Source organism: Marininema halotolerans (genome assembly GCF_900116235.1).
In the GTDB taxonomy this organism is placed as follows: domain Bacteria; phylum Bacillota; class Bacilli; order Thermoactinomycetales; family DSM-45169; genus Marininema; species Marininema halotolerans.
The window spans coordinates 247,364-270,304 of the sequence record NZ_FPAA01000004.1 but is presented as its reverse complement, the minus strand read 5'-3'; the positions used below and the strand labels follow the sequence as shown (position 1 = coordinate 270,304).

The window sequence follows — 22,941 nt, the reverse complement described above, 5'->3', positions numbered from 1 at the left end:
TTCACAGAACCTCAAGGCATTCTCTCATTTGCAATGTGCTCGTTAAGAGAGTAACAGTCGGTTAGGATGGAGACGATTTGATGACACTTTCCTGGATCCTTTCCTTGATCGGGTGGGTTATGGGTATAATAAGGGTGTACATTATTTATAGTCGTTCTAAATAGTGAAAGGTGTGTCACCATGGCAAAACAACCCTTTAATGATAACTTCCTACGAGCCTGTCGCCAAGAAGCTGTGGATCATACTCCGGTCTGGTATATGAGACAAGCAGGGCGATATCAGCCTGAGTATCGAAAAATTAGAGAGAAGTATACGTTCTTTGAAATGAACGAAATCCCCGAGGTTTGTGCAGAAGTAACACGTCTCCCCGTTGAGCAATTGGGCGTCGATGCTGCCATTCTCTTTGCCGATATCATGACACCTCTTAAGCCCATCGGAGTCGATGTGGATATTAAGTCAGGCATTGGCCCTGTCATTGCAAACCCCATTCGCCATGTGGAGGATATTTCTCAATTGCGCGAACTGGAGCCCGAAAAAGATGTTCCTTACATTCTTGAATCCGTCAAGATGTTGGAACAGCAACTATCCGTCCCTTTGATTGGCTTTGCAGGTGCTCCTTTCACCCTGGCTAGCTATATGATTGAAGGGGGTCCTTCGAAAAATTATCACCTTACTAAGGCATTTATGTATGCCCAACCAGAGGCTTGGAATGTCCTAATGGACAAATTAGCGACCCTTACGGTTACATATTTAAAAGCCCAGATTGCTGCTGGAGCCAAAGCGGTACAGATTTTTGACTCCTGGGTAGGCGCTCTTAACCAACCGGATTATCGACGGTATGTAGCCCCCATCATGCATCGCATCTTTGGTGAATTAAAGGAAGCGACGGATGTACCCACGATCTACTTTGGTGTAGGTGCTGGACACCTTTTAACGGAATGGAACCGCCTCCAAGTGGATGTTCTTGGTTTGGACTGGCGGGTTACGATCCATACTGCACGGGAAGAGCTAGGAATTCAAAAGAGTTTACAGGGTAACCTAGATCCATCTTTGCTTCTCGGTCCATGGGAGATGATCGAAGCCCAGGCAAAGGAAATCCTCGATCAAGGAGCGAAAGTGCCGGGTCATATCTTTAACCTTGGACATGGAACCTATCCCGATATTAAAGTAGAGACGCTCCAACGTCTCACCGCATTTATTCACGAGTATTCGCAACAGAATTGAGGTGTTTTACCGATGCAGAAGAATAAAGTCGGACTATTGGTAATGGCGTATGGTACGCCTCGTAAGCCCGAGGATATTGAGCCCTACTATACACACATCCGCCATGGTCGTAGACCTCCCGAAGAGCAATTACAGGACTTAACGAATCGCTACAATGCCATTGGGGGAATCTCACCTCTGGCGCAAATCACTGAGGATCAAGGAGCAGCGCTTTGTGAAGAGTTAAATCGCCGCTATGAGGATGTCACGTTTCAACTCTATCTGGGTTTGAAACATATTGAACCATTCATAGAAGATGCGATTCAAGAAATGAAGGATGATCAGCTAACCGATGCCGTCAGTATTGTACTCGCACCTCATTACTCAACCTTTAGTGTGAAATCCTACAACGGACGCGCCATTGAAGAAACCCATAAGCTGGGTGGTCCCCACATCCATGCAGTGGAAAGTTGGTATAAAGAACCGAAGTTTATTCAGTATTGGGCCAATCAACTTCAGGAGACCTTCCGTGCTATTCCGAATCATGAACAAGAAAAAACCGTCGTGATCTTTTCGGCTCATAGCCTACCTGAGAAAATTTTGCAACAGGGTGATCCGTACCCCAAGCAACTTGAAGAAACTGCGGAATTAGTTGCTCAAGCCGCAGGGATCAAGCATTATGCAATCGGTTGGCAAAGTGCTGGGCAAACCCCCGAACCATGGCTAGGACCCGATGTGCAGGATTTGACACGTACCCTATACCACGACGAAGGATATACAGGGTTTATTTACTGTCCGCTAGGTTTTGTAGCCGAACACTTAGAAGTGCTTTATGACAACGACTATGAATGTAAAGTCGTATGTGACGAATTAGGTGCTCGGTACTATCGTCCGGATATGCCCAATGCCAAACCCGAATTCATCAATGGTCTCGCGGATGTGATCGCAAAGAAATGGGACGCTGTTCAACATGGATAATCGGAAACGGATCGCTATTATCGGTGGGGGGATTACAGGATTAACCGCCGCATTTTATTTGCAAAAAGAAGCGGAAAAACATCACCTCCCCCTCTCGATCCATGTGATTGAATCCACTTCACGGTTAGGCGGAAAGATCGAAACCATTCGCAGTCATGGGATGGTAATGGAAACCGGGCCTGATTCTTTTTTAGAACGAAAAGGGAGTGCCAAGCAATTAGCCATTGATGTCGGGCTCAAAGAGGATCTCGTGCGCAACCGTACCGGACAGGCCTATATACTCCATGATTTAAAACTACATCCAATCCCTGAAGGGTCCATGATGGGAATTCCTACCCGTCTCTCCCCCTTCGCTCTCACCAAGCTTTTTTCACCTGGAGGGAAAATTCGCGCTGCAGGAGATCTCTTTCTTCCACGGGGGAATCGAGGGGGAGATCTTTCAGTCGGTGCTTTTTTTCGGCGTCGATTAGGCAATGAAGTAGTTGACCGCCTGATTGAACCGCTTTTGTCTGGTATCTATGCAGGGAGTCTAGACCACCTTAGTTTAGAGGCAACCTTTCCCCAATTTGCCGAAATGGAAGCTAAACATCGCAGCCTGATTATGGGGATGCGTCGAAACCGACCAACAGCGACAGTGGGTCGAACCAAAGGACAATTTCTCACCCTTAAACATGGCTTACAAAGTCTTGTCGAAGCGATTGAAAAAAAACTACCCGGTGCAGCGATCCATAAAAATACCCGTGTTCAAGAAATCAACAGGACAAAAGATGGCTACCGCCTCCATATAGAGGGTAAAGAGGACCTTGAGGTAGAGAGTGTGATCGTAACAACACCTTTTCAGCAAATGCGTCATCTACTCCCCCAAATCACCTGGCCACTTCCTCCCGATGAACTCCCTGCCACTTCAGTTGCAACGGTACTGCTTGCCTATGATGAAGAGGATGTCCAGTTACAAGTGGATGGAACAGGCTTTGTGGTTCCACGAAGTGAAGATACTACGATTACTGCTTGCACTTGGACTCATCGAAAATGGCCACATACCGTTCCAGCAGGTAAGGGCTTAATTCGTTGCTATGTCGGTCGATCCAAAGATGAGGCCATCGTTGAGGAAACCGACGAAAACATTATCGCCAAGGTGCGGGAAGACTTAAAGCGTATTCTCGCAATTGATGCAAAGCCCACCTTCACTCTGGTCACTCGATGGCCATTTGGGATGCCCCAATATACCGTCGGTCATGCTGATTGGGAGCAAGAGGTGCAGAAGAAAGCGACTCACCTCCCGGGTCTCTTTCTTGCTGGGGCCTCCTATCGTGGAGTCGGTATTCCAGACTGTATTGATCAAGGGAAAAAAGCGGTGGATGACTCCCTCCATTTTTTACTTCAGTAACCCGTCCTTTCCTTTTCAGCCATCATAACTTGTCTTTCCTGTCCATATATATGTGATACAAGGTATATGGCAGGAGGAGAACCTGTGAATGATAAACTGAAAAAAATATTACGAACCTCTCTCACCTACCTTTGTATTGTTGTTCTTACATTGGTATTGAATCACTTTTATGATCAATCGCGTACACAATCGTACATTGAGGAGTTCAAAGAACGAAAAGGCGCTCAACTCCTTAATGAGATCTCCGAGACATACAAGACCACCGTTGAACAGCATTCCAATTACAAATTAAACAAAGAGATGAAGCGTAAGTTAATCGACCGCTTAAATCGTTTAAGTAGCCAATTACACACGGTCGATCAACAGATTAATCGAGGGCATGTCGATCACCCCATCGATTTCACCTTCATCTATCATGACATCAAATTAGTCAACCTGACGCTTTCCGATGCAACAAAGGATGATATCATCCCGGTGATTGTTCTCCACAGCATGGAAGGCATCGGTGAATTGAAGAAAGAGATTACTTATATTCAATATCGCTGATCACAAAAAAAACAGAAAATAAAAAGAGGACCGTAACGAGTTACGGTCCTCTTTTTATTTATAATTATCGACCACCCTCATCAGAAGGGATAGGTACGCGCAATTTTTGTCCGGGTTGAATCATGGCAGTATCTAAATGATTGGCCTCCTGGATGAGATCGACGGTTTTTCGAACGTCCTCATTTGAATCACCATACAGGCGTGCAATGGACCACAAGGTCTCTCCCGCCTTTACTTCGATTGTCTGGTATGCGTCATGTTCAGATGCTTGACTATCCCCGATAAACGCCCAAAAACCGAGAATCATTACCATGATGAGTCCGCAAACTGCCATCCACCGTTTCACTAACATCCCACCCTTAACTTTGAATGGTACAAGCTATGCGTTGTATTTTCAGTTTATTCCAGAACATACGTTCTGTCAATGAAATATTCGAACCTATGTTTGTACTCCTATAAGGATTCGTGTATACTGGAGAAAAAGTAGGGACGGATCAACAGAGAGAACGAGTGGACGGAGATGCGATTTAGAAAGGGGATAACGAGCAATGAATAAGCTATCACCACGCCAAGAAGCTATTTTAACTTACATAAAACAAGAAGTTCGTGCAAAGGGATACCCTCCATCTGTCAGGGAGATTGGAGAAGCAGTCGGTCTTGCCTCCAGTTCCACCGTTCATGGTCATCTTGCTCGACTCGAAAAAAAGGGATTGATTCGGCGAGATCCCACCAAGCCCCGTGCGATCGAAGTATTAGAAGAGACGCTAGACTCCATCCCGGATATCACTAGCAGTACGGTCATGGTTCCTTATATCGGGAAGGTCACAGCCGGTGAACCGATTACGGCGATTGAAAATATAGAAGATTATTTTCCGATCCCTCGCCGTATGGTCGGAAGTGAAGATTCTGTTTTTCTTCTCTCCGTACGTGGAGACAGTATGATCAACATCGGGGTCTTAGAAAGAGATTATGTGCTGGTTCGGCAACAGCAGGTGGCGGATAACGGTGATATTATCGTGGCGATGACCCCGGATAATGAAGCCACTGTCAAACGGTTCTATAAAGAGAAAAACCATGTACGCTTACAGCCAGAAAATGACCATATGGAGCCGCTTATTTATCCAGAAGTAACCATTCTCGGCAAGGTAATCGGCCTTTATCGCGAACTTCATTAATCAAATCCATCCACTTAACAACACAACAAGAGGGAGTGTGATTTTCACACTCCCTCTTGTTGTGTTGTTAAGCAACCATCCTTTTACACTCATCTGCACATTGCTGGCACACGGTTGCACATTTTTGACAGTGCTCATCTTGAAACTGCATGCAGTGTTGGGCACATGCTGCGCAAATTTCAGCGCATTCTTGACAAATATGCATCGCATGTTCGCTATTCCGGGACATAAAGCCAATGGCAACGGAACAGATGTCAATACAGTCCCGAAGCATGTTAATGCAGTGAACACGCGCTTGTACATCCGGTTCATTTAAACACGAGGTTAAGCACTCCTCACAAACCTGCAAGCATTGACTGCATTGATCGATGCATTGTTGATATTGCTGTGTGGGTGTATCTACAAACGTAGGCATAACTTCCTCCTCCTTTCCTTTGCTTCTAGCTTGTGAGGAGGATGAATCGGTTATGCGTACAGGTCGACTTTTCTATAACAAGGAACGATTCTTTAGATCGATATAGGCATGAATTGCCGAAGTTGATAACTCGCCTGGAGGTACATCCAGTACGATGACCCCATTTCTCCGTAAGTGGTGAAGTCGTTCTTGCCGTTCCAAAATCATTTTTTCTCCAACAGCTTTCCGGTAAATATCCAATTCTTCATGGGGGAATCGATCCAATTCGTGTTGTAAGCGGGGATCTTGCATTGTCACCGTTAATATCAAATGTCTTCTGCGAAGCAATAGCATCTGTTGCGTTAATTCCTCTGCAAAGGTAAGGTTTCCTGCATCGGTAAAAATCGCAACGAGCGCCCGTCGTTTATGATGGGTTGCTAGATGTTCCATCGCCATACGGTACCCCGACTCGACATACGCGGCGTCTAATCCAGCAACGGCTTCAATCAGCCGTTTTAATTGTGGATCTCCTTTTCCTGAGGGGATCCATTTGATGATCCGATTAGAAAAAGCAATTAAGCTCACATAATCCCCACGTGTGAGAGCCGCCGCCGCAAAGGCAAGTGCCCCTTCAATAGCACGATCTAATCGAGATTTTTCTTGATCCCGTGCCCCCATAACGCGTCCACAATCCAACATGATCACCACATGTTGTCCCTGTTCCGCCCGGGGAACATTGACTGCCGGTTTATTTAACCGAGCCGTTGCTTTCCAATTGATCCAGCGTGGATCATCCCCTTGCACATATTCACGAATATGAGAAACCTCTAAACTGTGGCCGATTCCTTTACGACGATACGTACCTTCTGTATCGGAACGTTTACGATAAACGCCCCCTCTCACCCGGCGAACTTCCTTTAATAAGGGATACACACGTTTTTCCTCAGCAAGTTCTGCCTGCTGTTGCCGTTGAATCCACCCCAAAGGACTTCGAATACGAAGGTGGACATTCCCAAATGAATACAATCCCCGCCGATCGCTTGAGAGTGAATAGGTGAGGCTCCCCGTTTTCTCCCCATGTAACTGCAGGGATTGTTCCCGTTGGGGCGTATAAAAACCCGCTGGAACATCATCTTTCAGCGTCAGGGTTAAAGCGCACAATCGATCCGATTCAATTGAAAGTCGAACCATGTGTTCTTCGGCGATTTCGAAGAATGAATCACTTTCTCGAGTCACCTGTAAAGAGCCAATGGCGCGAATCTTGAGCGCATCGCGAAGGGTGATGACCCCGAGTACACTATAATATAGAATGGCAAACCACAGAGCCATACCCCATAATGCGCCTACTCCCGTAACAATCACACCAAGTAAAAACCAAATTAAAAAACGACCCGTGGGTAACCACGTATTACCGCGGGACGGAGACCGAACGAAGGATTTCCCGGATAAGGTCATCAGCGTCCATCCCTTCCAATTCTGCATCAGGTTTTAGGAGTAAGCGGTGACGCAAAACAGGCTCTACCAATCCTTTAACATCATCAGGGGTGACATAGTCACGCCCGTCCATGGCAGCAGATGCCCTTGATAAGGAAAGTAAACTTATCCCTGCACGCGGGCTTGCGCCGAGCATGATCTGTGGATGTTCTCTTGTTTCGCGAATAATCGCAGCAATGTATCGAAGAACCGATTCCTCGGCATGGATCTGATCCATCCAATCTCGGAAACGAAGCAGTTCTTTAGGTGTGATCAAGGGAGCAACGCGTTGTTCCCGGCGTTGCACAAAATGATGACTGCGTAAAATGCGTAGTTCGTCTTCTTCATTGGGATAATCCACGACTAATTTCATTGCAAAACGATCCAACTGCGCCTCAGGTAGCGGATAGGTCCCTTCGTATTCGACAGGGTTTTGGGTGGCAATGACAAAGAAGGGCTGTGGTAGGGACACAGGCTCACCATCCACTGACACTTGCCCCTCCTCCATTGCTTCCAGCAATGCGGCTTGCGTCTTCGGAGGGGTGCGATTGATTTCATCAGCAAGGACAATTTGTGAGAATAGAGGACCTTGCTTAAAACGGAAACTACCCGTATTTCCTTCGAATACTTGAGTACCTGTCACATCCGAAGGCATCAGATCGGGAGTAAATTGAATACGTGCGAAGGAGGCATCCACCACCGTACCTAATGCCCGTGCCATCAACGTTTTCCCTAATCCCGGAACCCCTTCAACGATCACATGGCCACCGGTTAACATGGCGGACCAAAGATGGCGCAACTGTACTTGTTGACCATCGACTGCTTGACCTAATTGCTTAAGGACTTCCTCAGATCGTTTGGCGATCAATTCAATGTCGATTGGTGTGTGTGCCATGCCAAAATCTCCTCTCTTATCTGGTAAATCTCCTGGCTCAACTGCATGAACTGCTTACCGGAAAGGTGTTCAGGAAGGCGGTGGATTGTCTGACTGAGCGCCTCCATTTGATCGGCAACCTCCGGTGCTAAGTATCGCTTGCTGTGGTTGATAAGGGTCTCTTCCGTTACCCCTATTCCCAGACCCCATCGCTTTGATGCGATGCGCAGGAGGCCCTGCCATTGAATGTGTAGGCTTTCACTTTTCAAGTTTGCTCTTTGGTATAACGAGCCCATCGCTTTCACATATTCATCAGCGAAAGGCGGTTCTAGATCTCGGTCTGGCAATGGACGGCCAAACCGCCTTCCTTTTCCATATAGCCAGAGCAGAACCGCAATGGTTAAGAGCATAAGGATGAGCCATCCATTGGGATCGATCCAATTTAAAAGGGATGCGCTTTTCCCTTCACTTGTCTCTTCATCCGAGAGCTCACGTAATCGATCACCAAACCAGATTCCTTTTTTTCCTTCCGTTGCGAGATGGAGGGCAAAGGCCAAGTTATCCCCTTGGCGAATCATTTTATTAGTCATGAAATCGGGTTCAGGTACATAAATCACCTTCCCCTTTCCCCAATTCCGCTCAGCAAGACGACCCATATTCCCTTGATCTTTCCACACCTTGCCCTGTTCGTTCACTAATCGATTACCTTCTGGATAATATAGCGTCTTAATATTCTTCTCCCATAAGGAAGACCGGTGTTGCATCGGAATTTTGCCTTGTTGCTCGCCATTGCCGCTTGGACTGACAGAAAATCCCCATTCTGCAGCCAATTCATTGTTGGGACTGGCAAAGAGCGCAAGGGTATTCCCCTCCTTGATCCACATTTCCAATCGATGTTGGTCTCCTTTGGGAATAAAACCCGTCGGCTCTGTCAGAATGAGTAGTTGATCCTTCCCCTTAGGGAAGGATCCCCAACCTTTATCCCAACGATCGACTGGCAATTGTCGCTCATCGAATAGAAGATAAAGGGCTTTTAATCCTTGGCTAGAGGTTCCATGACTGTTATAGGGCGTTTTTGAGTCGGTATCAAGGGTGACCGCTAACAGGAGTAAAACCAATAGCACGATCACCAGTAACGAAATGACAAATACACCGAATCTGCGGGATCTCATCGCATATCCCCTTCCTGAGCAAATCGCTGGGATAATTGATAAAACTCCGTATACTCTTTTTTATCTGCATCACCATCTCCATACCGGACACGGTCAAAGCGATGGGTCAGGTGTTTAAAAGCGATGGCAAGATCGGGACGATTCTGCTCAACTTCGTCTCGATAGTCTCGATTGCTTTTATAGCGATTACCAATGATAATCCCTTGCTGAATCAATTGTTCAAGAACCGCTTGATATAAGAGGGTAATCCCTTCCCGATACGCTCCTCTATTGCCATAATCCTCCGCCTTCTTCCACCAGTCTTCAAGGGATAAGGTGCGATCATTCCGCTTATGGGTATCCTTATTCACCCTAGGTTTACTCCAGAAAAAACGTCGAGCAAGCCATATACCAAGCACCAATACGATCACACCCACCAGAATCGGTAACACCCCACCGATTCGGGTATCCACTTGAATACCAAGCCATGAATGTAATTGCTTTGCGAGGAAACTGCTTAAAATATCCAGGATGTTGTTAAAGAAAGTTTGCCATTGATCGAGCCATTGTTGGTTCGTAAACTCACTGCGATCTAAGATCTCCGATAATTGATCACGCGCCTTGTCATATTCTGGTGCCATCTTATTTCTCCTCTCTACGCACCACTTTCACCCATAGCGTTTAAATCATCATCGAGGTCTGTGCCTTCTTTTCTGGCACGACAATCGAAGTAGAGCAACGTATACAGAATGGATTGTAGCGGGGTGGGTAGACATATCAAGAAAGTACTGAGAAGGGTCAATAGTACACCCAACCAACTCATTGAACTCGTTAAAAACAGTTCCTTGGCGATTTCAGAACTGCCTCCTGAGATCATGAAAAAAATATTAGAAATGATCCCGACAATGATGGATAGTCCGAATATTTTCCAAAAAGATCCCTTGGTTAACTGCCAGCTTCTTTTCAAGGCAGGAAAATAAGAAATTCCTTCATCAACCACAATCGGAAGCGTTAAGGTGAGCCGTGTGGACACCCACAGGGAACCCACTCCAACAGTACACATAAAAAAGAAACCAGCAATGACTAAGGGGATTTGCCACCCACCAATTGCTAAGGCAAGCAGTGAAAAGGGAATCGCCCAAAGCAAAGCAGCGATCAACCATCCTGCCCCGAGGAGTAAATATTGTAACAAGAGAGTAAGTACAACCGGGACACTACTTCTCCCAATCTGTTTTAAATATTCTTTCGCTGATCGATCAGGACTTTCTTGAAGACGGTTGGATGCAATCATGATCATACCGGCTTTTAATAAGGGCGAAAATATCAACCCGATTAATAGATAAATGACCACTGATAACAGGATAAACAACCAATTCTCTCCATTCCCATCGACGACAGCCAATGGATTGGATGGATCCTCGCTGCGCAAAGCAGCCACTTCCGCAACTGCATAGGGAGCACCTAATATGATAAACAGGATGATCCAGATCTTTTTCCATCGCTGACGATACAGACGAAAAACACCATCTAATAAATCAAAAAAACGTTGAGGGCGCACAGGCTCTCGATGATCATATTGATGATCCAACTTCCTTCACCCTTCCAATTCCCTTTAAATGATAACAGGAGAGCATAACCGATTGATGAAAGCTCTCCTGATCTCTTACTTAGCTCCGTTATCCTTTTCGAATGGCCTCCAATGTGGCTGCATCCAACGATTTTACCGCGGCAACTAGAAAGCGTTTGGTTGCTTCCACATCATCCTTATCGATCATAGCCGCATGAGAATGAATATAACGAGCACATACCCCCAGAGCAGCAGATGGAACCCCTTCCCCTGTGGTATGAACCGCACCTGCATCGGTTCCGCCTTGGGATACAAAAAATTGATAGGGAATTCCTTCCCGCTTTGCGGTCTCTATGAGAAACTCTCGCATACCTGGGAGCGGAACCATCGAGCGATCCATTAAGCGAATGACCACCCCTTTACCTAATTGACCGTAGCCATCAGATACCCCGGGGGTATCCCCCGCAGGGCCCGCGTCTACCGCAAAAAAGACATCCGGTTGAATCATTTGTGCCGCGACCTGAGCACCGCGAAGGCCCACTTCCTCTTGCACCGTTGCTCCGGAAAATACGGTATTCGGGTGCTTTTGCCCCTTCAACGCATCAAGAAGCTCAAGGGCGATCCCGCAGCCAAAGCGGTTATCCCATGCTTTGGATAAGATCCTTGTTCCACCGGCCATTTCCACATCAGGGAAATAAGGAGCCACAGCGTCCCCTGGACAAATCCCTAACGCTTCCACTTCGTCTGCAGAATCTGCTCCAACGTCAATAAACATCTCCGTTACATCAATCGGTTTCTTCCGCATTTCGGGCTTTAAAAGATGGGTGGGTATCGAGCCAATCACCCCAGGGATTCGTTTTCCACTCCGAGTGACTACTTGGATCCGTTGAGCCAGCATTACTTGACTCCACCAGCCACCTAGGGTTTGGAATTTAAGAAATCCCTTCTCTGTAATGCGAGTCACCATAAAACCAACTTCGTCCATATGCCCCGCTACCATTACCTTCGGGGATTTTTCTTTACCACGGAGAACGCCAAATAACCCACCTAAACGATCCTGGAGCATCTCCGATGTGCTGTTCGCTATGTATTGGCTGAGCACTTCACGCACTTCTCCCTCCGCTCCAGGGACACCAGGGAGTTGCGTTAACTCTTTCATTCGATTCCAATTGACCATAAATGGGCACCTACCTTTTTCTTATTTCTATGGTTCAGAGACTTCCCCTTCGATGCCTTGTGCATTCTTCCACTCACGATAGCGTCGATGAACGGTGGCCCGGGATACATCATAGCCAAACCCTTGGAGGGTCGCTGCAATCTCTTCAAAGGTAAGTTTCTTTTCCTTTAAAGCGACAATTTGTTCCACAGGGAGCTCTTTTTTCTCCCGTCCCCCTTGGCCATGATTCTTTAAATTACGAGAAGGGTTGTATCCTTTCTCCCGAATCGCCCGCTGCATTCCCCAAGAGATTTTTTGATTCATCCACTTGCGCTGTAATTCCTCCACCTTCGCCATAATGTGAAGAACCGTCGATTCACCTGCTTCTAGCTCAAGTTCCCCACCCTGTTGTTGGCTAATAATCGTACAACCGAGTCGATGTAACTGATGAAGGACGGCCAGTTTCGCTTCTCCTCTTCCCAAGCGCGTATCATCTTGGATAAGAACGGCTTCGGCTCGATGGAATTTAATCCGATCCAACAGTTGGTATAATCCCTCTCGGTTTAAATCAAAGCCACTGTGTTGCTCCGTAATAACTTCGAGGACAGTATGTCCTTCTGCAACGGCAAATGCCTTTAAATCAGCCACTTGCCGTTCTAAACTGGTTTCTTGTTCGGGTCTTTTTGTACTGACGCGAGCATAAATAATACCCTGCATCCTCCATCGGTCCTCCCTTGCTAAATCACATTCTTTTCGCTATCCTTCAGAGGAGGAGTGATGTTTCATGATTACGGATGAATTACTCCAGCGGATTAACGCCCTGGCCAAAAAACAAAAGGGAGAGGGTCTAACTCCAGCTGAGAAAAAGGAACAACACCGTCTCCGTGAGATTTACTTAAAGGGGATTCGTGGGCAAGTTAAAGACCAACTGGATCGGATCCGGTTCGTCGACGAAAAAGACCTCAACAAAAAGTAAAAGTGTGGGTTTGTTCGTATAACTGCCTACCTTTTTAGTGTACCAGTTTTATCAATTCTTTTCACCGAAAAGCCCTGCTGATCATTTCAGCAGGGCTTTTCGGTGACATCGCATTTAAAATAAAGTCTATATCGCAAACTGGTTATTGATATAAATTATTAGATCCATTATATTGAGAGTGAATTTGGATTTAGGAGGCAATTCGGAAATGTTACCCTATAAAGAATTAGCACGCTTGGATAAGTTAGTCCATGAGCCAGCGCGCCTTGCCGTGCTCACCGCATTGTCTGCCTGTACCCTGGCTGAATTCCTTTTTCTACAAGAGCTGACCGGATTAACAAAGGGAAACCTCTCTTCCCACCTCGCTAAATTAGAAAAAGGGGGACTTGTCGCTATTGATAAGCACTTTTTACGAAAAAAAATCCCCCAGACAACCATCCGTATTACATCAGAGGGACGTGCTGCGGTGGAGAATCATTGGAAACAGTTAGACTCGATCTATGCCACGATCCAACAGCAAGGCGCTCACAGTGATAAACAATCGCCACGCAATGGATCGTAAGTAAGGCAGAGGGAGCGATGCCCTTTTTAGGAGCATCGCTCTCTATATCCCCCTACCTCACTTCATTTTCATTCGGTGTCTGGGAGGGGATATATCCTTCTTTTCGAAGAAAATCCATGACACGATTGGCACTTTCTTCTGGCGTCTCCCGTTTGGAATCGAGAGTGAGCTCAGGGGTTACTGGGGGTTCGTATGGATCACTGATGCCTGTGAAATGGGGAATCTCCCCTTTTAATGCCCGTGCATACAACCCCTTCACATCGCGATGAATACACTCTTCAAGTGGGCAGTTGACGTAAACTTCAGCAAAGGATGAAATCTGCTCACGACACAATTGTCTCATTTCACGGTAGGGTGAAATAAAGGAGGCCAATACGATGACGCCATATCGTGTCAATAGATCAGCAACATAGGCGACTCGTTCAATATGGGTATAGCGATCCTTCTTGGTAAAACCAAGATCAGGAGCCAACCGTGCACGAACTTCATCTCCATCCAGTCGCTTCACTCGTATCCCCATTTGCTGCAATCGCTCTTCTAGATGAAGAGCGATTGTTGTCTTTCCTGCCCCAGATAGTCCTGTAAACCATAGAGTAATGCCTTGTTGGTCCATTGTCGTCGACACCTCCTATCACAGCCACGATATGAATCTACCTCGCGAGGGGAAACCCCGTTTACCCAGTCAACGTGCGGATTTCCACTTCACCGACTCGAATGGTAGTTCCTTGAGGATGCGCTGAATGCGATGAACATAGCGGTGCTGTTGCCAAGTGAGGGCACACGCACGTTCAGCAGATTCCTGGCGCCACTTTTCTTGCTTTAGCAAGGTCCGAATGCGTTCAGGGAGTTCATCGCGTCCATTATAGGTATCAATTTCACCACCCGCAAAAAGCGATGTGATCCCTGGACGGTAGCTCATTAATTGATAGGCGCGACAGGAGGCAATTTCAAACAAGCGATTATTTGGCGTCAGTGCTGCTACCCCCTGTCGATTCTGACCCAGGTGTGGATCATTGGCAGCACGGTGAATGTTGAGGACAATTTTTGCCCCGGAGTAATACCGGGCGGCCTCCTTCGGATCAACCCATCCCCCGCGAATCCGATCCTGTAATCTACGGTAGTTGGAAAGTTTACGCCACCCTGGCCCAACAATCTTTAAGGTGGATGAAGGAAGCCGCCTAGCAAGAAAATCCACTTCCTCTAACCGATTCAGAAAAGCAGAGCCAAGTATCAGGACATCACTTTGGTATCGTAAAGCTATTTTTCGTGGGGTGAAGGTGGGAAGAGAAGTTGCTAGGGGAAGATGATAGACATTGTCGCAGCCGGCTCCTTGATAAACGGAGATGGCCGCCTCTTCATTGGTAAAGATATAGTCAAAGAAGCGGCAGGTCGTCAACGACTGATCAATTGCATAGGGATCATCCGTATACCAGATCACCGTAGGAATCGATAAGGATTGGATCACCTCTAGCTCCTGAGAGGTTAACCGGCAACCTAAATTGGCCAATAAAAAGGCCGGTTGAAATTGTTGGATGGATTGGCGAATTCTTTTCGCAAACCCCTTCCCCGGCAGGTGTACCAAAGGGTGAACCCCCACCTTGTCCAGCGTTTTTTCAATACAATGATCGATAAAAGCAAAGGGTTTTCGAATCGTACTTGGTAGAAAGATGGCCTTCACTCGATGTGTGCACCTCCTAGAGAGGATAGCGAATATATCGATTAGATGAGACCCCCAGGTGGCGTCGATAGATTCCACTTTCGGAGGAAATACCGCCGATTTTGTCCAAGGATTTTATAAAACTCCTTACTACCCCGCTTGCGAAAGCTACGGCTACCAAAATGATGGACATACGTATCACCAGCAACGATTAGCCGCAAACCCTCTTTGCGAATGCGATAACTATAATCATCATCTTCATAGGTCCCAAGGCCAAAACATTCATCCCACTCGCCCACTCGTTGCCATACCCGACGAGGGAGTGCCAAACAAAATCCCGAAAGACGTTTGCTTTCTCGCCACCGAGCGGGGTTCGCTTGATTAAACCGTCGACAAAAGCGGTGAATGGCTTTTCTGCGCGTAATCGATACTTTAATTTTTTGTTCAGGAATTACCCGGTTGGAAACCGGACCTGTCATTCCAACGGAAGGATCTTGCCTAAAAGGTGCCAGAAGTTGTTCTGCCCAGCGATACGAAGGTAACGTATCATTGTTGAGAAGAACGAGATAGTCCCCCTTTGCTTGTCGCATCCCTTGGTTCATGCTTGCTGCAAACCCTCGGTTAACATCATTCCGCAACCCTCGTACCCTCTCACCCATCCGATGATCTTGAATCGTTACAAATTGCGCAGTCTTTTTAGCAGAGCCATTATCGACAAGAATCACTTCATAGGGAAGTTTAGTAAAACGATGAATTGCCGCTAGGCATTGCTTGGTATAGTGAAGCTGTCCATGGATAGGGATCACAATGCTAATTGTCGGATCCATAGAACCTCCCCCACTTTCAGGCCTTCATTTGTTGGTCTCGCAACCACGCAATGAGTAGGTGACCATTTTGCGCAAAATCACGGCGCATCGTCGAATCTTTCACCATCGAAGTCAGATAGTAACTCCAGTCTTTTTTTGTATCCTTTTTCCCTAATAAGTAGCCGGTATGGCCATGTAAGACCCACTCTCCCCGATCTCCCTGATCCGTGGTAATAATCGGGATCCCTTGATTCATCAGTACAAGATGAAATAAAGAGAGGGAAGTGGATGCTTCCCCACCAGTGAAGACCATATGAACAGGCGGAATCGGCCTTCCTTGCAAGAGATGAATAAGGGGAATGGTCACCATGCGAAAATGGGGAAATCCTCGTTTTTGCACGGTGCGGACACATCGCTGCAGTCTTTGACGCTCATGATTGGTCACATACTCCTCAATCACGAGCAATCTTCGACGTTGACGTGGTTTCTTATTCGATGATCCCTGTCGCAAAATTGAAGGAGTATCGGGTGACAGCATGGGCTGTAATCGTTCCAATGTCTCAGGGGGAAAGAGGCCACCTCGCTCCATCCTCTCCTTTAAATAATAAGAGGGGACAACTACCTTGGCGGCCTTACTAAATGGAGGCGCTACCACCTTAGGGAGAGAATCGAGGTAAAGGATAAGGGGATCAGTTAAATGGTTTTTCCATGGGGAATCGTTATCAATATCACCTACCCAATGCAATGAAAGGCCTTTTCCTTGAAGGCGAGAAATTGTGGCAACAAAGGCAGCTAAACTTTGATTTTCGCCTTCATCTCGATCACGATAGAACATTTGTTCTATCGTGGGTTTTTCTTCACCTTGAATCATTGTGGGTAGGTACGAGAGAAGGGATTTTTTATCAGGAAGAATCCAGATCTTCATCGATACTGCGTTTCCCAAGTAAATCCAATCGTTGGATCGTCATAGGGGATGCGCATTTCGTCGGGTTCCTTTGGGTTGTATGATCGGGTTGTAATATAAACAATCATGGCGGGTTTCTCCCCTAACACACGATACCCATGTGCAACCCCTTTCGGAATCAACAATAAGGAGGGGTTCTCCTCTCCCATATAATAAACTGCAGTTTCTCCCTTCGACGGTGACTCCGATCTTAGATCATGAAGGACAACCTGTGCATTCCCTACTGGAAAATACCAGAGGTCATCTTGTTGCTCATGATAGTGAAACGCTTTGATCACACCGGGATAAGAAAGTGAAGCGGACAGTTGTCCAAATCGCTCCAGAAGGTGTTCATCATCGCGCAGGATCTCCATGAAGGTACCTCGGTCATCACAATGCTTTACTAACTTTTTAAAAACCACACCATTAATCATCTTTCACCACCGCCTTTTCAGCAAAAAAATCATCAAGTCCGACCTTCCAATGAGTCAGTGGGTCCACTCCTTTTTCAGGGAGTCGTTCGGTGCGCAGAATCGATATGGAGGGTCGTTTGGCTTTTCGATCCAACTCCTGACTCGAGATTCGTACTAATGAGGCGGGAGAATATCCCGCGTATCTAAATATCTCGGAAGCAAATTCGTACCAGGTACAATCGCCACTTCCAGCAATGTGAAAGGTTCCTGTCAATGGCGATTCAATCAGTTCCTTTGTCTTTTCTGCGAGATGCACGGTATAAGTGGGTGAACCTCTTTGATCATCCACGACTCGAACAACTTCCCCTTGCTTCGCCCGTTGCATAATCCCCTTAGGAAAATTACTTCCTCCATGGCCATATACCCAAGCAGTGCGAAGAATTAAATGATTGGGACAACGTTTTCTCACCCAATTTTCACCCATCGCTTTGGTTTTGCCATATACATTGATGGGTGCTGGCCAATCACTTTCGACATATCCGATTGCCTTTTCACCGCTAAATACGTAATCCGTACTGATATAGACCAACCGAATTCCTAACACTCTACATGACTGCGCCAGCTGATGGGTTCCCCAGGTATTCACCCGAAAAGCTTCTCTTTGGTTTTCCTCACTTCCGTCCACCTGCGTAAATGCTGCACAGTGGATCACAACATCAGGCGGATCCATGGCTAGTAGCTTTTGACTGATACCAGATTGCGCTACATCCCATCCCAATCGACTAAAGCCGACAGTTTGATGGGATGTTCCAAGGATTCGCACCATATCCTTTCCTAACTGACCCCCTGCACCCGTTACCCAAACCTTCATGATGCGTTGCCCTCTCCTCTCTCCCACCGTTGCCGATACCATGCCACCGTCTCCTTTAACCCTTGTTCTAAGGAGATCAAAGGTTCCCAGCCGAGTTCCTCACGCATCTTGGTGGTTTGCAAGGAATAACGGTAATCATGACCAAGACGATCCTTCGTATGCTGGATCAATGAGTGAGGTTTCCCAAGTTGGTCCAGAATGTTTTCAGCAATCCATCGGTTAGAAACGGGTTGCTCGGCACCGATGTGATAGACTTCACCGACACGACCGGCTTCCCTTACACGGTCGACCCCCATGCAGTGATCCGTCACATGGATCCAATCCCGCTCTTGTGTCCCTGTCCCATACAAAGGAAGAGGCTGATTTTCCAAGGCATGAAGAATGGATTTGGGAATAAACTTCTCCGGATGTTGCCATGGGCCATAGTTATTGGTACAGCGGGTGAGGACGACAGGAGTTTGATAGGTATTGAAATAGGCCAAGCAAAGTAAATCCGATCCGGCTTTACTTGCGGAATAGGGATTCCCCGGAGCTAAAGCTTCTCCCTCTTTGGTACGCCCTTGCATGATGCTACCGTATACTTCATCCGTCGAAATATGAATCATTTTTTGAAGGTTTCCAGCATGTCGAATCGCTTCTAATAAGCGATAGGTTCCTAATATATTCGAACGAATAAAAGCTTCAGCACCTTGAATGCTACGATCCACATGACTCTCTGCAGCAAAGTGAACCACTTCATCAATTGGATTCGCAAACAATTCTTCGACCTCTTGCTGATTGGCTAAATCCACTTGTATAAAGCGATAACGCGGATCCAATTCAATATCAGCTAAGCTCTGTAAATTGGCAGAGTATGTGAGCGCATCGGCGTTAATTACTTCAATGTCGGAATGGGAAGAAAGTAGATGATGAACATAATGACTCCCTATAAAACCAGCACCGCCCGTCACCAAGACTCTGCGCATCATGTTTCCTCCTTCATCGAGAAGGTAAGGTCGGTTTGACGAGCATATTGATTGGCCCGTAAGAGCGATTCGGGGGTACCTGCATCCGTCCACCATCCCTGAAGAACATCGAAAGTAAGCTGGCTGTGTTGAATATATAAATTATTAATATCTGTCACTTCAAATTCACCACGTTCAGAAGGCACTAACTTTTTAACATAGTTAAATACCTGGGAATCGAAGAGATAGATACCTGTCACGCACATGGAACTGGTTGGCTTAGTCGGCTTCTCAATAATCCGTAGAATCTTCTCTCCATCCACCTCGGCTACACCAAATCGTTCGGGATGATCCACCTTTTTTAACAATAGCTTTGCTCCCTCCTGCTGTTCCTTATAGGAGGTGATAAAAGGAACGAGAGAGTCTTCAAAAACGTTGTCACCTAGGATGGTAAGGATCCGCTCAGAACCAGCAAAATCTTCTGCTAACGCAAGTGCCTGTGCTATGCCACCCGGTTGATCTTGTACTTTATAGGTGAATCGAGCGTTAAAACGCGCACCACTTCCTAACAGACGAACAACATCCCCCATATGTTCTCGTCCAGTGACGATCAAAATATCTCGGATACCACACTCAATAATCCGAAACAACGGATGATAAATCATGGGATATCTTCCTACAGGAAGCAAATGTTTATTAGTAACCTGCGTTAAAGGGAATAGACGAGACCCTGTTCCCCCTGCCAGGATCACTCCTTTCACATCCATTCACTCCTCTCAATAGATAAATCACCTCCTCCATCCTATGTACAGCTTTACATGATGGCACAAATTAGCCGCCCATTCCCTTGTACTTGCCGTACACAGATTAGTCACTTGACGTGATTGGTAATGTGGCATAGTATGAGGGTAAGAATAAACGAATAGAAGTTTCCTTCCTTTAAAGGGGAGTAGCTGATACAACAAAGTCGTCATTACGGGGATCAACCCCCGGCTTTGTTGGCAACCATTGTGTTGTTAGCAAGACCTTTACCGTTATTTGGTAAGGGTCTTTTTGTTTGTTCTTATCACTCTAAAATACTGTGTAGAAAGAGGTTAAATTGGATGGAACTCTTTTCACTCGCGTTTTTCCAAGCACTTCTTACCATTGTTATTATTGATTTAGTTTTAGCTGGCGACAATGCCATCGTGATTGGGCTCGCAGCACGCAACTTGCCTAAAGACAAACAAAAATTAGTTATCCTATGGGGGACCATTGGCGCCGTCGTTATCCGCGCCTTAGCAACTCTGGCCGTTGTTTGGCTACTTAAAATTCCTGGCCTTCTTCTCGTTGGTGGACTCATACTCATCTGGATCGCCTACAAACTGCTCATTGAAGAGAGTGATCCCGAGGTAAAAGCAGCACAAAGTACCCTGGGAGCCATTCAAACCATCATCATCGCGGATGCAGTAATGGGGCTTGATAATGTAATCGCTGTAGCCGGTGCATCGCACAGTAACTACCTGCTTGTCATCCTTGGATTGTTAATCAGCATTCCAATCGTCGTCTGGGGTAGCACCGTCATCTTAAAATGGATCGAAAAATTTCCGATGATCATCTCCATCGGAGCAGGCGTACTCGCTTATACAGCAGGTAAAATGGTAACCGATGACCGTTTAACTCGTCTATTTTTTGCCGAGCAACCGATTCTTAAATGGGGACTCATTCTACTGATTGTGGCTACCGTCTTACTAGCGGGTCATTATACAAAGAAAAAGAATCAACAATAAGGTCCTCTCCAGAAAACGCTTTGACATCCCTTCACACCTGGGCGTCAAAGCGTTTTCTTTATAGAATTCGTTGATTTGAAAAGCGGATAATGTCTGTGTTGCAAACTAGTTTATTTATTTCGGATTGGCTATTCGATAACCTGCCAAGATATTTCAACACACGCTGCATTCGATCGAGGGAAATTGCGATTTCAATGATAGGGATGCATCGGGACCGATCTCCCCCTTCCTTCGATGATGTTGTTGCGAAGAAACATACCGGTGGTATATTCTGGGGAAAGCAGAGGACTGCCTCATTTAGCGATCAACCATTGAAGAGAGGTGTTATTCAGATGACCCCTAGTAAACTGAATCCGAAGGTTGACGATTTTTTAAATAAGGCCGATAAATGGAAGAAAGAATTTGAGGCGTTAAGAAAGATTGTACTGGACTGTGATCTGACCGAAGAATTTAAATGGAAGCATCCTTGTTACACCTTTGAGAAGAAGAACATCGTTTTAATCCATGGCTTTAAAGAATATTGTGCGCTTCTATTTTATAAAGGGGTTTTATTACAAGATGCCCAGGGGATACTCATCCAACAGACGGAAAATGTACAGGCGGCCCGTCAGATTCGGTTTACCCATGTTCAGGAGATCATCGACATGGAAATGACCTTGAAAGCTTATATTGATGAAGCGATTAAAGTTGAAAAAGCCGGTTTAGAAGTGGAACTAAAAAAGCCTAAGGAGTTGAGTATCCCTGAGGAGCTACTCTATCAATTCGATAAAATTCCTGCTTTGAAAACGGCGTTTGAAGCATTAACACCTGGAAGACAACGAGTATATATTCGTTATTTTTCTCAAGCAAAACAATCCAAAACGCGATCGTCCAGAATTGAAAAATACACCCAACAAATTCTCGATGGAAAGGGATTAAATGATTGCACCTGTGGTCACTCGCAAAAAATGCCCAACTGTGACGGTTCGCACAAGTTTATCGATAAGGGATGACATGGATTGAACCTTTCCTTCTAAGGGTAAAGGGAGCATCCGGAGATTTCGAGGCCATCTGCCCAGTAATTATAAAAACACCTTGAGATTGCATAGGGAGCAACTCAAGGTGTTTTTGTTATAACAACCAGCCCGTCAGATTAATTACAATAAATATAAATGACTTGAGATCAAGTAGCGACACCGGGTATCGCTACTTTTTTTGCGTTCGTTATCCCTTACTTAATTCTTTCTCGTTCCGTTTGACGGCACGACAGGGATCGGCCCTTCCATGCCTTGATTCTTTCCATTGTTATTATAGTAATAATAATTTTCGGGAACTTCTCCCATCATCGTTTGTGAAGCAATAGGATAATGGTATTTTACTTTGATATCTTTTTCCTTGGTAAGAGGGACTAAGGTACCAATTTCATTGGTGACTTGTAGATAGAGGGTTACTTTTACCGTATTGATCCCTGCTGACTCAATTTTTGTATCCATATCGAGATTCGTAGAACCTTTAGGCCATATTTTTAACGGAATATCTGGGCCCACATCGGAAAATAAATTACTTTGAAGAACCGCACCTAAGGGAATACCGTAGTCTTCTTGTTCCATGGTCTTCATTTGCTTGTGCATATTTTTACTCGCAATTTCGTAAATCTTTGCTTGTATCAAGGGATCTACACTGATGATGTAACCGTGTTGATCTTTGTTATTAATGGTCATCACTTTGTTTAGCTCAGGCCCCAGGGAGCGGCGCATTTCCTCGATCCCTTTGGTCATGCATTCCTGGGAAATATTTTGCACGCGTGCCTTCGCCAATTTAATCAACGTAACCTCCGCTTCATTCTCGATCGTATAAAAAGCACCATAGCCAAGCAGTCCCAAAATGATAATAATGAAATACCCTCTCTTGCGTGGAGCACGACGGAATCCCTTTGACCTTTTCAACAACTTACCCACCTCGTCTACTCCATGTTTGTTTCATCCTATGTAGTAAGGCTTCATCCAAGACCCAATATCCCACACTTCGATGACAGACTGCACCCCGTTATTTCTAATCGATGTAGCACATCCCTTATTTTTTTCATACTATCCTTAGTGGGCGACTTTCACGTGATT

The 22,941-nt window shown here is 46.0% G+C and carries 27 protein-coding genes; 9 read left to right on the top strand and 18 right to left on the bottom strand.

The window, feature by feature from the left end:
* The first annotated feature begins 180 nt into the window (after window positions 1-180).
* The 4 genes from hemE (at window position 181) to CHX35_RS07100 (ending at window position 4,114) form a co-directional block, all read left to right on the top strand.
* Entirely contained in the window at window positions 181-1,224 is a 1,044-nt protein-coding gene (gene hemE, locus CHX35_RS07115) for a uroporphyrinogen decarboxylase (protein ID WP_091836054.1), read from the top strand.
* Window positions 1,225-1,236: 12 nt separating this feature from the next.
* A complete protein-coding gene (gene hemH / locus CHX35_RS07110; RefSeq protein ID WP_091836052.1) occupies window positions 1,237-2,181 on the top strand; it encodes a ferrochelatase in 945 nt (314 codons plus the stop codon).
* On the top strand, window positions 2,174-3,568 hold the full coding sequence (gene hemY, locus CHX35_RS07105; RefSeq protein ID WP_091836050.1) for a protoporphyrinogen oxidase: 1,395 nt from the start codon (window positions 2,174-2,176) through the stop codon (window positions 3,566-3,568). The genes hemH and hemY overlap by 8 nt, the downstream gene beginning before the upstream one ends.
* Window positions 3,569-3,652: 84 nt before the next feature.
* Entirely contained in the window at window positions 3,653-4,114 is a 462-nt protein-coding gene (locus CHX35_RS07100; RefSeq protein WP_091836048.1) for a hypothetical protein, read from the top strand.
* A gap of 64 nt (window positions 4,115-4,178) precedes the next feature.
* Here CHX35_RS07100 and yneA read toward each other — a convergent pair whose 3' ends face one another.
* Window positions 4,179-4,460 carry a cell division suppressor protein YneA gene (gene yneA / locus CHX35_RS07095; RefSeq protein WP_176391948.1) on the bottom strand — a complete coding sequence of 94 codons (282 nt, stop codon included), beginning with the start codon at window positions 4,458-4,460 and terminating at the stop codon, window positions 4,179-4,181.
* Window positions 4,461-4,662: 202 nt separating this feature from the next.
* On the opposite strand from yneA, the gene lexA reads away from it, so the two are divergent.
* Window positions 4,663-5,289, top strand: coding sequence for a transcriptional repressor LexA (gene lexA / locus CHX35_RS07090; RefSeq protein WP_091836045.1), 627 nt, complete (start codon window positions 4,663-4,665; stop codon window positions 5,287-5,289).
* A gap of 67 nt (window positions 5,290-5,356) precedes the next feature.
* Here the strand turns inward: lexA and CHX35_RS07085 are convergent, their stop codons facing one another.
* The 8 genes from CHX35_RS07085 to CHX35_RS07050 form a co-directional block, all read right to left on the bottom strand.
* A complete protein-coding gene (locus tag CHX35_RS07085; protein ID WP_091836043.1) occupies window positions 5,357-5,704 on the bottom strand; it encodes a four-helix bundle copper-binding protein in 348 nt (115 codons plus the stop codon).
* A 72-nt stretch (window positions 5,705-5,776) separates the two neighbouring features.
* Complete coding sequence (locus CHX35_RS07080) at window positions 5,777-7,138, bottom strand: DUF58 domain-containing protein (protein WP_176391947.1); 1,362 nt, start codon at window positions 7,136-7,138, stop codon at window positions 5,777-5,779.
* Window positions 7,092-8,051, bottom strand: a complete 960-nt coding sequence (locus CHX35_RS07075; protein WP_091836039.1) for an AAA family ATPase — start codon at window positions 8,049-8,051, stop codon at window positions 7,092-7,094. The genes CHX35_RS07080 and CHX35_RS07075 overlap by 47 nt, the downstream gene beginning before the upstream one ends.
* The gene (locus tag CHX35_RS07070; RefSeq protein ID WP_091836038.1) at window positions 8,021-9,202 is read right to left on the bottom strand and encodes a DUF4350 domain-containing protein; all 1,182 of its coding nucleotides are present in this window, start codon (window positions 9,200-9,202) and stop codon (window positions 8,021-8,023) included. Before CHX35_RS07070 ends, CHX35_RS07075 begins: the two co-directional genes overlap by 31 nt.
* Window positions 9,199-9,822, bottom strand: a complete 624-nt coding sequence (locus tag CHX35_RS07065; RefSeq protein WP_091836035.1) for a DUF4129 domain-containing protein — start codon at window positions 9,820-9,822, stop codon at window positions 9,199-9,201. The genes CHX35_RS07070 and CHX35_RS07065 overlap by 4 nt, the downstream gene beginning before the upstream one ends.
* Window positions 9,823-9,836: 14 nt before the next feature.
* Window positions 9,837-10,769, bottom strand: a complete 933-nt coding sequence (locus CHX35_RS07060; protein ID WP_091836032.1) for a glycerophosphoryl diester phosphodiesterase membrane domain-containing protein — start codon at window positions 10,767-10,769, stop codon at window positions 9,837-9,839.
* Window positions 10,770-10,857: 88 nt separating this feature from the next.
* Entirely contained in the window at window positions 10,858-11,925 is a 1,068-nt protein-coding gene (locus CHX35_RS07055; protein ID WP_091836029.1) for a M42 family metallopeptidase, read from the bottom strand.
* A 27-nt stretch (window positions 11,926-11,952) separates the two neighbouring features.
* Complete coding sequence (locus CHX35_RS07050) at window positions 11,953-12,621, bottom strand: YneB family resolvase-like protein (RefSeq protein WP_091836027.1); 669 nt, start codon at window positions 12,619-12,621, stop codon at window positions 11,953-11,955.
* A 67-nt stretch (window positions 12,622-12,688) separates the two neighbouring features.
* On the opposite strand from CHX35_RS07050, the gene CHX35_RS07045 reads away from it, so the two are divergent.
* Window positions 12,689-12,880, top strand: a complete 192-nt coding sequence (locus tag CHX35_RS07045) for a DUF896 domain-containing protein (RefSeq protein WP_091836024.1) — start codon at window positions 12,689-12,691, stop codon at window positions 12,878-12,880.
* A gap of 208 nt (window positions 12,881-13,088) precedes the next feature.
* Window positions 13,089-13,442 (top strand): transcriptional regulator, encoded by a 354-nt coding sequence (locus CHX35_RS07040; RefSeq protein WP_091836021.1) that lies wholly within the window; start codon window positions 13,089-13,091, stop codon window positions 13,440-13,442.
* A 52-nt stretch (window positions 13,443-13,494) separates the two neighbouring features.
* Here CHX35_RS07040 and cysC read toward each other — a convergent pair whose 3' ends face one another.
* From cysC to CHX35_RS07000, 8 genes are all read right to left on the bottom strand, one after another.
* Complete coding sequence (gene cysC / locus CHX35_RS07035; RefSeq protein ID WP_091836018.1) at window positions 13,495-14,055, bottom strand: adenylyl-sulfate kinase; 561 nt, start codon at window positions 14,053-14,055, stop codon at window positions 13,495-13,497.
* A gap of 69 nt (window positions 14,056-14,124) precedes the next feature.
* Entirely contained in the window at window positions 14,125-15,120 is a 996-nt protein-coding gene (locus CHX35_RS07030) for a CgeB family protein (RefSeq protein ID WP_176391946.1), read from the bottom strand.
* A 41-nt stretch (window positions 15,121-15,161) separates the two neighbouring features.
* Window positions 15,162-15,926, bottom strand: a complete 765-nt coding sequence (locus CHX35_RS07025) for a glycosyltransferase family 2 protein (protein ID WP_091836012.1) — start codon at window positions 15,924-15,926, stop codon at window positions 15,162-15,164.
* Between the two features lie 16 nt (window positions 15,927-15,942).
* Entirely contained in the window at window positions 15,943-16,830 is an 888-nt protein-coding gene (locus tag CHX35_RS07020; protein ID WP_091836010.1) for a glycosyltransferase, read from the bottom strand.
* Complete coding sequence (locus CHX35_RS07015; RefSeq protein WP_091836007.1) at window positions 16,827-17,282, bottom strand: dTDP-4-dehydrorhamnose 3,5-epimerase family protein; 456 nt, start codon at window positions 17,280-17,282, stop codon at window positions 16,827-16,829. The genes CHX35_RS07020 and CHX35_RS07015 overlap by 4 nt, the downstream gene beginning before the upstream one ends.
* Entirely contained in the window at window positions 17,275-18,174 is a 900-nt protein-coding gene (rfbD, locus tag CHX35_RS07010; protein ID WP_091836005.1) for a dTDP-4-dehydrorhamnose reductase, read from the bottom strand. Before rfbD ends, CHX35_RS07015 begins: the two co-directional genes overlap by 8 nt.
* Entirely contained in the window at window positions 18,129-19,097 is a 969-nt protein-coding gene (gene rfbB / locus CHX35_RS07005; protein WP_091836002.1) for a dTDP-glucose 4,6-dehydratase, read from the bottom strand. Before rfbB ends, rfbD begins: the two co-directional genes overlap by 46 nt.
* Complete coding sequence (locus tag CHX35_RS07000; RefSeq protein ID WP_091836187.1) at window positions 19,097-19,837, bottom strand: sugar phosphate nucleotidyltransferase; 741 nt, start codon at window positions 19,835-19,837, stop codon at window positions 19,097-19,099. Before CHX35_RS07000 ends, rfbB begins: the two co-directional genes overlap by 1 nt.
* Before the next feature lie 342 nt (window positions 19,838-20,179).
* Between CHX35_RS07000 and CHX35_RS06995 the strand changes: the two genes are divergently transcribed.
* Window positions 20,180-20,845, top strand: coding sequence for a TerC family protein (locus tag CHX35_RS06995; RefSeq protein ID WP_091835999.1), 666 nt, complete (start codon window positions 20,180-20,182; stop codon window positions 20,843-20,845).
* 332 nt (window positions 20,846-21,177) lie between these two features.
* A complete protein-coding gene (locus CHX35_RS06990; RefSeq protein ID WP_091835997.1) occupies window positions 21,178-21,837 on the top strand; it encodes a DUF1801 domain-containing protein in 660 nt (219 codons plus the stop codon).
* Between the two features lie 222 nt (window positions 21,838-22,059).
* On the opposite strand, the gene yunB is transcribed toward CHX35_RS06990, so the two are convergent.
* Window positions 22,060-22,770, bottom strand: a complete 711-nt coding sequence (gene yunB / locus CHX35_RS06985) for a sporulation protein YunB (protein WP_091835994.1) — start codon at window positions 22,768-22,770, stop codon at window positions 22,060-22,062.
* Window positions 22,771-22,941 lie beyond the last annotated feature (171 nt).

What these genes read in the sequence shown, in the direction of transcription:
- hemY (WP_091836050.1), top strand. Translation starts at nt 2,174, where the DNA reads ATGGATAATCGGAAACGGATCGCTATTATCGGTGGGGGGATTACAGGA.
- CHX35_RS07020 (WP_091836010.1), bottom strand. Translation starts at nt 16,830, where the DNA reads ATGAAGATCTGGATTCTTCCTGATAAAAAATCCCTTCTCTCGTACCTA.
- rfbD (WP_091836005.1), bottom strand. Translation starts at nt 18,174, where the DNA reads ATGGTATCGGCAACGGTGGGAGAGAGGAGAGGGCAACGCATCATGAAG.
- CHX35_RS07075 (WP_091836039.1), bottom strand. Translation starts at nt 8,051, where the DNA reads ATGGCACACACACCAATCGACATTGAATTGATCGCCAAACGATCTGAG.
- CHX35_RS07055 (WP_091836029.1), bottom strand. Translation starts at nt 11,925, where the DNA reads ATGGTCAATTGGAATCGAATGAAAGAGTTAACGCAACTCCCTGGTGTC.
- CHX35_RS07065 (WP_091836035.1), bottom strand. Translation starts at nt 9,822, where the DNA reads ATGGCACCAGAATATGACAAGGCGCGTGATCAATTATCGGAGATCTTA.
- CHX35_RS07050 (WP_091836027.1), bottom strand. Translation starts at nt 12,621, where the DNA reads ATGCAGGGTATTATTTATGCTCGCGTCAGTACAAAAAGACCCGAACAA.
- CHX35_RS06990 (WP_091835997.1), top strand. Translation starts at nt 21,178, where the DNA reads ATGACCCCTAGTAAACTGAATCCGAAGGTTGACGATTTTTTAAATAAG.
- rfbB (WP_091836002.1), bottom strand. Translation starts at nt 19,097, where the DNA reads ATGCGCAGAGTCTTGGTGACGGGCGGTGCTGGTTTTATAGGGAGTCAT.
- hemH (WP_091836052.1), top strand. Translation starts at nt 1,237, where the DNA reads ATGCAGAAGAATAAAGTCGGACTATTGGTAATGGCGTATGGTACGCCT.
- CHX35_RS07080 (WP_176391947.1), bottom strand. Translation starts at nt 7,138, where the DNA reads ATGACCTTATCCGGGAAATCCTTCGTTCGGTCTCCGTCCCGCGGTAAT.
- cysC (WP_091836018.1), bottom strand. Translation starts at nt 14,055, where the DNA reads ATGGACCAACAAGGCATTACTCTATGGTTTACAGGACTATCTGGGGCA.
- CHX35_RS07040 (WP_091836021.1), top strand. Translation starts at nt 13,089, where the DNA reads ATGTTACCCTATAAAGAATTAGCACGCTTGGATAAGTTAGTCCATGAG.
- CHX35_RS07015 (WP_091836007.1), bottom strand. Translation starts at nt 17,282, where the DNA reads ATGATTAATGGTGTGGTTTTTAAAAAGTTAGTAAAGCATTGTGATGAC.
- CHX35_RS06995 (WP_091835999.1), top strand. Translation starts at nt 20,180, where the DNA reads ATGGAACTCTTTTCACTCGCGTTTTTCCAAGCACTTCTTACCATTGTT.
- lexA (WP_091836045.1), top strand. Translation starts at nt 4,663, where the DNA reads ATGAATAAGCTATCACCACGCCAAGAAGCTATTTTAACTTACATAAAA.
- CHX35_RS07070 (WP_091836038.1), bottom strand. Translation starts at nt 9,202, where the DNA reads ATGAGATCCCGCAGATTCGGTGTATTTGTCATTTCGTTACTGGTGATC.
- CHX35_RS07045 (WP_091836024.1), top strand. Translation starts at nt 12,689, where the DNA reads ATGATTACGGATGAATTACTCCAGCGGATTAACGCCCTGGCCAAAAAA.
- hemE (WP_091836054.1), top strand. Translation starts at nt 181, where the DNA reads ATGGCAAAACAACCCTTTAATGATAACTTCCTACGAGCCTGTCGCCAA.
- CHX35_RS07085 (WP_091836043.1), bottom strand. Translation starts at nt 5,704, where the DNA reads ATGCCTACGTTTGTAGATACACCCACACAGCAATATCAACAATGCATC.
- CHX35_RS07025 (WP_091836012.1), bottom strand. Translation starts at nt 15,926, where the DNA reads ATGGATCCGACAATTAGCATTGTGATCCCTATCCATGGACAGCTTCAC.